Genomic DNA, 5978 nt, shown 5'->3' on the forward strand with positions numbered 1-5978 from the left:
GGGTTCTCCATAACTCTTTTAAATTCATCTATGCTTGTCTTCTTTACACACAACACTATTAAAACAAAAGAAAACAGCAACATAAAGATATTATATACTCTTTTCATTTTATCTCCTTAACTAAAGTTTACTGCTTTAAACCTTAGAATTATAAAATCTATAATAGCCACCGCTTGGTTTTAGTATATATGTTTGCCATCACTGTTGTCAATAATCGTTTTCATTAACTTTATAAAAAATTTATTTATATTAGTTTACTCATAAATTTAGCAAAAAAGAGATAAGACTTTCGCCCTATCTCTTTGCTATTTTTATATTCTTTTTAGTTATTGGTGCACTTTCTTTATTTTCTAAATTCTTCTTTGCCTGTGCCAACATAAGTTTTATTCTGTTGAACTGATTTACTTCAGAAGCGGAAGCGTCACAATCTATTGGAACTATATTTGAAGTTGGATAGGTTTCTCTTATAGCTTTTATCACACCTTTTCCGGTAATGTGATTTGGCAGACAACCGAACGGTTGAACACATACTATGTTCTCACATCCGTCCTCTATTAACTCGACCATTTCTCCTGTCAAAAGCCAACCTTCTCCGTATTGATTGCCCAAGTCCACGTATTTTTTAGCATACTCCATTATATCCTCTATCTTCCTTGGAGTATGAAAACCATGTTCTTGCAAGGCATTTCTAACTATTGTTCTATATTTTTCAATGTATTTTATTCCAAAATTACATATAATACCAGGAATTAATCTTTTAGATAGTTCTTTGTGTTTGATTTCAGCATTTTTAAATGAATACATTATAAAGTCTGTCAAATCCGGTATTACTACTTCAGCACCTTCTTTTTCCATTTTTTCTGCAATATAGTTATTAGCTGCCGGAAGATATTTTACCAATATTTCTCCAACTATCCCAACTTTAGGTTTAACCTCATCACTTATTTCAAGCGCACTATATTCCCTTACCATTTGTTTTACATTTTCTTTAAATTTCTTTAATTGAAAACTCAACGGATTTTGGCAAATTTCAACCCATCTTCTATATAAAACATCTGTTGAACCCTTTATCATCTCATAAGGTCTAATCTTTTGAGTCAATCTCATAATTAAATCTCCATATAGAAGCCCCATTATTATCTTATTTGTAAGTGGTATTAACTCTGTTGGGTTCAGTTTAAACCCTTCGTGTTCTTCTATTCCCTGTAGAGATAGTGCAAGCACGGGAATTTGTCCATATCCTGCATCTTTTAATGCCTTTCTTATAAATCCTACGTAATTTGATGCTCTGCAAGCTCCACCTGTTTGCGACATCAAAAATGTTATGTGGTCCGGGTCATACTTGCCGCTCTTAAGCGCATCCATGAATTGACCAACTACAAATATTGAAGGGTAACAAGCATCATTGTTTACATATTTAAGCCCTTCATTTACAACTTTTGAGTCTAAGTCTTGTAACACTTCAAAATTATATCCAAGAGTTTTGAGTATTGGTTTTAGCAGTGCAAAATGTGTTGGAGCCATTTGTGGAATTAATATTGTGTGGTCTTTTTTCATCTTCTTTGTAAACTCAACCGGTTTTTCGTCAATTATCTCAGGCTCTTCATTTATCTCACGTCTGTCAGATGCTTCTAAAAGAGATCTTATTCTAATTTTTATAGCTCCCAAGTTATTTACTTCGTCTATTTTTAAAACCGTATATATCTTGTGATAACCACTTAATATTTCATTTACTTGGTCTGTTGTTACTGCATCAATTCCGCAGCCAAATGAATTTAATTGAATCATCTCTAAATTTTTATGCATCCCGACAAATTTAGCTGCTCTATAAAGTCTTGAATGGTAATTCCATTGATCTAATACTCTAAGCTTCCCATCCACATCTACTAAGTTTGAAATTGAATCTTCGGATAAAACTGCCAGTCCAAGAGAATTTATAAGCTCCGGTATTCCATGGTTTATTTCAGGGTCAATATGATATGGTCTCCCCGCCAACACAATTGCCTTTATATCTCTTTTTTCAATTTCCATCATAGCTCTCTTGCCTTCTGCCCTCACATCAGCTTTATATCTATCAGACTCTTCATAAGCCATTTTAACAGCTCTTTTTACTTCATTTGATGGAATATTTTCAAACACTTCCGAAAGTCTCTTTTCAAGTTTTTTTCTATTGTCAAATGACATAAAAGGATTCATAAATTTTATATGATTTTCCCTTAAATTTTCCAGATTATTTTTAATTACTTCTGAATATCCGGCAACTACCGGACAGTTCAATGTGTTATTAGCTGTATCGAATTGCTTTTCCTCATAGAAAACTGAAGGATAAAATATGAACTTTACTCCTTTTTCTATTAAGTTTTCCACATGTCCATGAGATATTTTTGCAGGATAACAAGCTGTCTCTGAAGTTATGGATTCTATTCCCTTTTCATAGGTTTTCCTATTGGACTCATCAGAAAGCACTACTCTATACCCGAGTTGTGTAAAAAATGTATGCCAGAAAGGATAGTTTTCATACATGTTCAACACTCTTGGCAAGCCAACTGTACCTCTCTTAGCCTCTTCTTCACTAAGTGATTTATAGTCAAATAATCTATTGTATTTATATGAATACAAGTTTGGAAGGTCAGCTTCTTTTCTTATTACTCCAGCACCTTTTTCACATCTATTCCCGGTTATAAATCTCCTTCCATTTGGAAAAGTATTTACTGTAAGTGCGCAATTATTTGTACATTGTCTACAATGAGTTTGGACTGTCTTATATGTGAATGCTTCAAGTTCTTCCAAATTCAATATATTAGATTTTTTGACACCTGCTCTTTCTTTACTTATTAAAGCCATTCCCACAGCTCCCATAAGCCCTGCAATAGATGGTCTTGTAGCCTTTACTCCTGTGATTAATTCAAATGACCTTAAAACTGCATCTGATAGGAAAGTTCCACCTTGAACAACTATGTTGTTTCCAAGTTGTTTTGGGTCTCTAACCTTTATAACTTTTTGTATTGCATTTTTTATTACAGAATATGCAAGTCCGGCTGAGATGTCCTCTACTTGAGCTCCTTCTTTCTGAGCTTGCTTTACATTTGAATTCATAAATACAGTACACCTTGAGCCAAGATCAACAGGCCGTTTTGAATGTAGAGCTATTTCAGAAAATTCCTTGGCATCCATTTTTACAGTTTTTGCAAAAGTCTCTAGGAATGAACCGCACCCTGAAGAGCAAGCTTCATTTAAAAGAATAGACTCTATTACTCCATCCTTTATTTTCATACTCTTCATATCTTGACCACCTATATCGAGTATGAAATCTACGTCCGGTTCAAAAAATTCAGCAGCTTTAAAATGGGCAATTGTTTCAACTTCTCCAAAATCTAAATTGAGTGCAGCCTTTAAAAAATCTTCTCCATATCCTGTGCAACCGGCTGATTTTATATATGCATTTTCATTTTTTCTCTTATAAATTTCCTTTAATTGCTCTACAACTATATCAAGTGGATTACCTTCATTACTTCCATAATAAGTATATAGAAGTTGATTGTCTCCCCCCATTAAAACCACCTTTGAAGTTGTTGAACCTGAGTCTATTCCCAGATACATTGCTCCGGAATATGACTCTAAATCTTCTCTCTTTAAATCTTTAGTCTTATGCTCTTCAATGAAATTTGAAAGTTCTTCTTCACTTTCAAATAGAGCGGGTAAAATTTTTGATTCCTTGTCTATCTCTTCTCTTGCATTATTGGCTCTTTTATAGAGTTCCATAAAAGAAATCAAATCACCGTCAAAAGTTGACAACGCTGCACCAAGCGCCACAAAAATTTCAGAATTTTCAGGAACTATGGTCTCTTCTTCAGATAGTTTCAAAGTTTCCACAAATCTATTTTTAAGCATTGGTAAAAAATGTAATGGTCCTCCTAAAAAAGCTACTTTCCCCTTTATAGGCCTACCACAAGCCAAATTTGAAACTGTTTGATTCACTACCGATTGAAATACAGACGCTGCTATATCCGCCTTTTTTGCGCCTTGATTTATAAGAGCTTGGATATCTGTCTTTGCAAATACTCCACATCTTGAAGCTATTGGATATATCTTTTCATAGCTTTGACTCATATCATTTAAACCTGAAGCATCTGTCTGTAGTAATGATGCCATTTGGTCAATAAAAGCCCCTGTACCCCCTGCACATATAGAATTCATTCTCTGTTCTACCGAACCATTCATATAGGTAATCTTTGAATCTTCTCCGCCAAGTTCAATTGCAACATCAGTTTGCGGAATATATCTTTGAATAGCCTCTGTAGCAGCCACAACCTCTTGTATATATTCGATTTGTAATGACTTGTGTATAGATAAAGCTCCCGAACCCGTCACTGCTATCGTAACCGTATCATATTTAAAATGTGCATAAGCATCATTTATAACTTGCTTTACAGTAAGTCTAACATCTGAAAAATGTCTTCTGTAAGTTTGATAAAGTATATTGAAAGCATCGTCCAAAACTACTAATTTAACAGTAGTTGAACCAATATCAAGACCCATGTGTATCTTCATCTTTTATTTCTCCTTAAAACAATACAAAAATAGAAAACTAAAATTGTATAGAAACTATATCACAAAAAATTCTCATTCAATACAATTTATTTTAAATAATTTTCTTATATATATACCCAAAATGAATTGCCATTTTTTGTACATGAAAAAAGATGGAGTTCAAACTCCATCTTAATTTCTAAGTAAATAATTTTTAATTAGTCTTCTGGGTTTGGTGCGCCAACTGGACAAACTGATGCACATGATCCACAGTCGATACAAGAATCAGCGTCAATTGTGTAAATTGAACCTTCTTCAATACAATCTACTGGACATTCCGGTTTGCATGCTCCACATGCGATACAGCTATCATTAATTACATATGCCATAATAGCACCTCCTATTAGTTTGTTGACTCCTCAACTTATGAATAAATTTTAACATAACAATAATAATTTTTCAAACCAAAAATGGCTGAAACCCTTATTGATACTACATTTCATTAAGTTTTGAATATTAGACTTATCAACTTGTTTGAGAGTTATTTATAATTATTATCATTAAAAAAATATTGTTTTTTTAGATTTTATTTAAAAAGAGAACTCCAAAACTAATCTTGAAATTCTCTTAATGATCTATTTTGAGTTGTGTGTCTTATTAAATCTAATTACTTTTTGAATTTCACCTAGTACAAGCGGTATTAGAGCTCCCACTAATATTACCACCCAATCTTTCACTGATAATGGAGTTAATTTAAATAGCTCTCTAACTCCCGGAATTTCCATTACTATCAATGTCAATGCAAGTGAGAACAGTGTCGCCCAAACAAGTTTTCTATTGGAGAATATACCTATACTAAATAGTGTGTCTTTTATAGATCTTGCTGAGTAACTTCTCAACAATTCAGAAATTATAAGAGTTGCAAACGCCATTGTTCTTGCAATAGCGATGCCTTCTTCTTGATTTCCATACCATTGTAAACCAAGCATATATGCTCCAAGAGTAGCTATGGTAATTGCCACTGATTGAATTACAATTGTCAATTTTAGTTCTGAATCTAAAAGAGGTTCATCAGGGCTTCTTGGAGGTTCTTCCATTATACCTGCTTCTCCCTTTTCAACTCCAAGCGCAAGTGCTGGGAATGAATCCGTTACTAAATTCAACCATAAAAGTTGTATTGGAAGTAAAGGTACTGGCAAGTTTAATAGAATGGCTATAAATACTATTAATACTTCTCCTAAGTTACAAGAAAGTAAGAAACCTACAAACTTTTTAATGTTTGAGTAGATAATTCTTCCCTCTTCAACAGCATGGACTATTGTAGCAAAATTATCATCAGTTAAAATTACTTCGGCTGTACTCTTAGCAACATCTGTACCAGTTATGCCCATTGCAATACCTATATGAGCTTTCTTTATAGCCGGTGCGTCATTTACACCATCTCCAGT

The 5978-nt window shown here is 33.4% G+C and carries 3 protein-coding genes; all 3 read right to left on the bottom strand.

Going from position 1 to position 5978, the window contains the following annotated elements; genetic code table 11:
• Nucleotides 1-294 precede the first annotated feature (294 nt).
• Entirely contained in the window at nt 295-4551 is a 4257-nt protein-coding gene (locus tag SOR77_RS08040; RefSeq protein WP_320636600.1) for an acyl-CoA dehydratase activase-related protein, read from the bottom strand.
• A 197-nt stretch (nt 4552-4748) separates the two neighbouring features.
• Nucleotides 4749-4919 carry a DUF362 domain-containing protein gene (locus SOR77_RS08045; RefSeq protein WP_115312158.1) on the bottom strand — a complete coding sequence of 57 codons (171 nt, stop codon included), beginning with the start codon at nt 4917-4919 and terminating at the stop codon, nt 4749-4751.
• A 246-nt stretch (nt 4920-5165) separates the two neighbouring features.
• The coding region (locus tag SOR77_RS08050) for an HAD-IC family P-type ATPase (protein WP_320636601.1) at nt 5166-5978 on the bottom strand (813 nt) is incomplete at its 5' end.

Source organism: Peptoniphilus sp. (assembly GCF_034090345.1).
GTDB lineage: Bacteria > Bacillota > Clostridia > Tissierellales > Peptoniphilaceae > Peptoniphilus.

What these genes read in the sequence shown, in the direction of transcription:
- SOR77_RS08040 (WP_320636600.1), bottom strand. Translation starts at nt 4,551, where the DNA reads ATGAAGATACACATGGGTCTTGATATTGGTTCAACTACTGTTAAATTA.
- SOR77_RS08045 (WP_115312158.1), bottom strand. Translation starts at nt 4,919, where the DNA reads ATGGCATATGTAATTAATGATAGCTGTATCGCATGTGGAGCATGCAAA.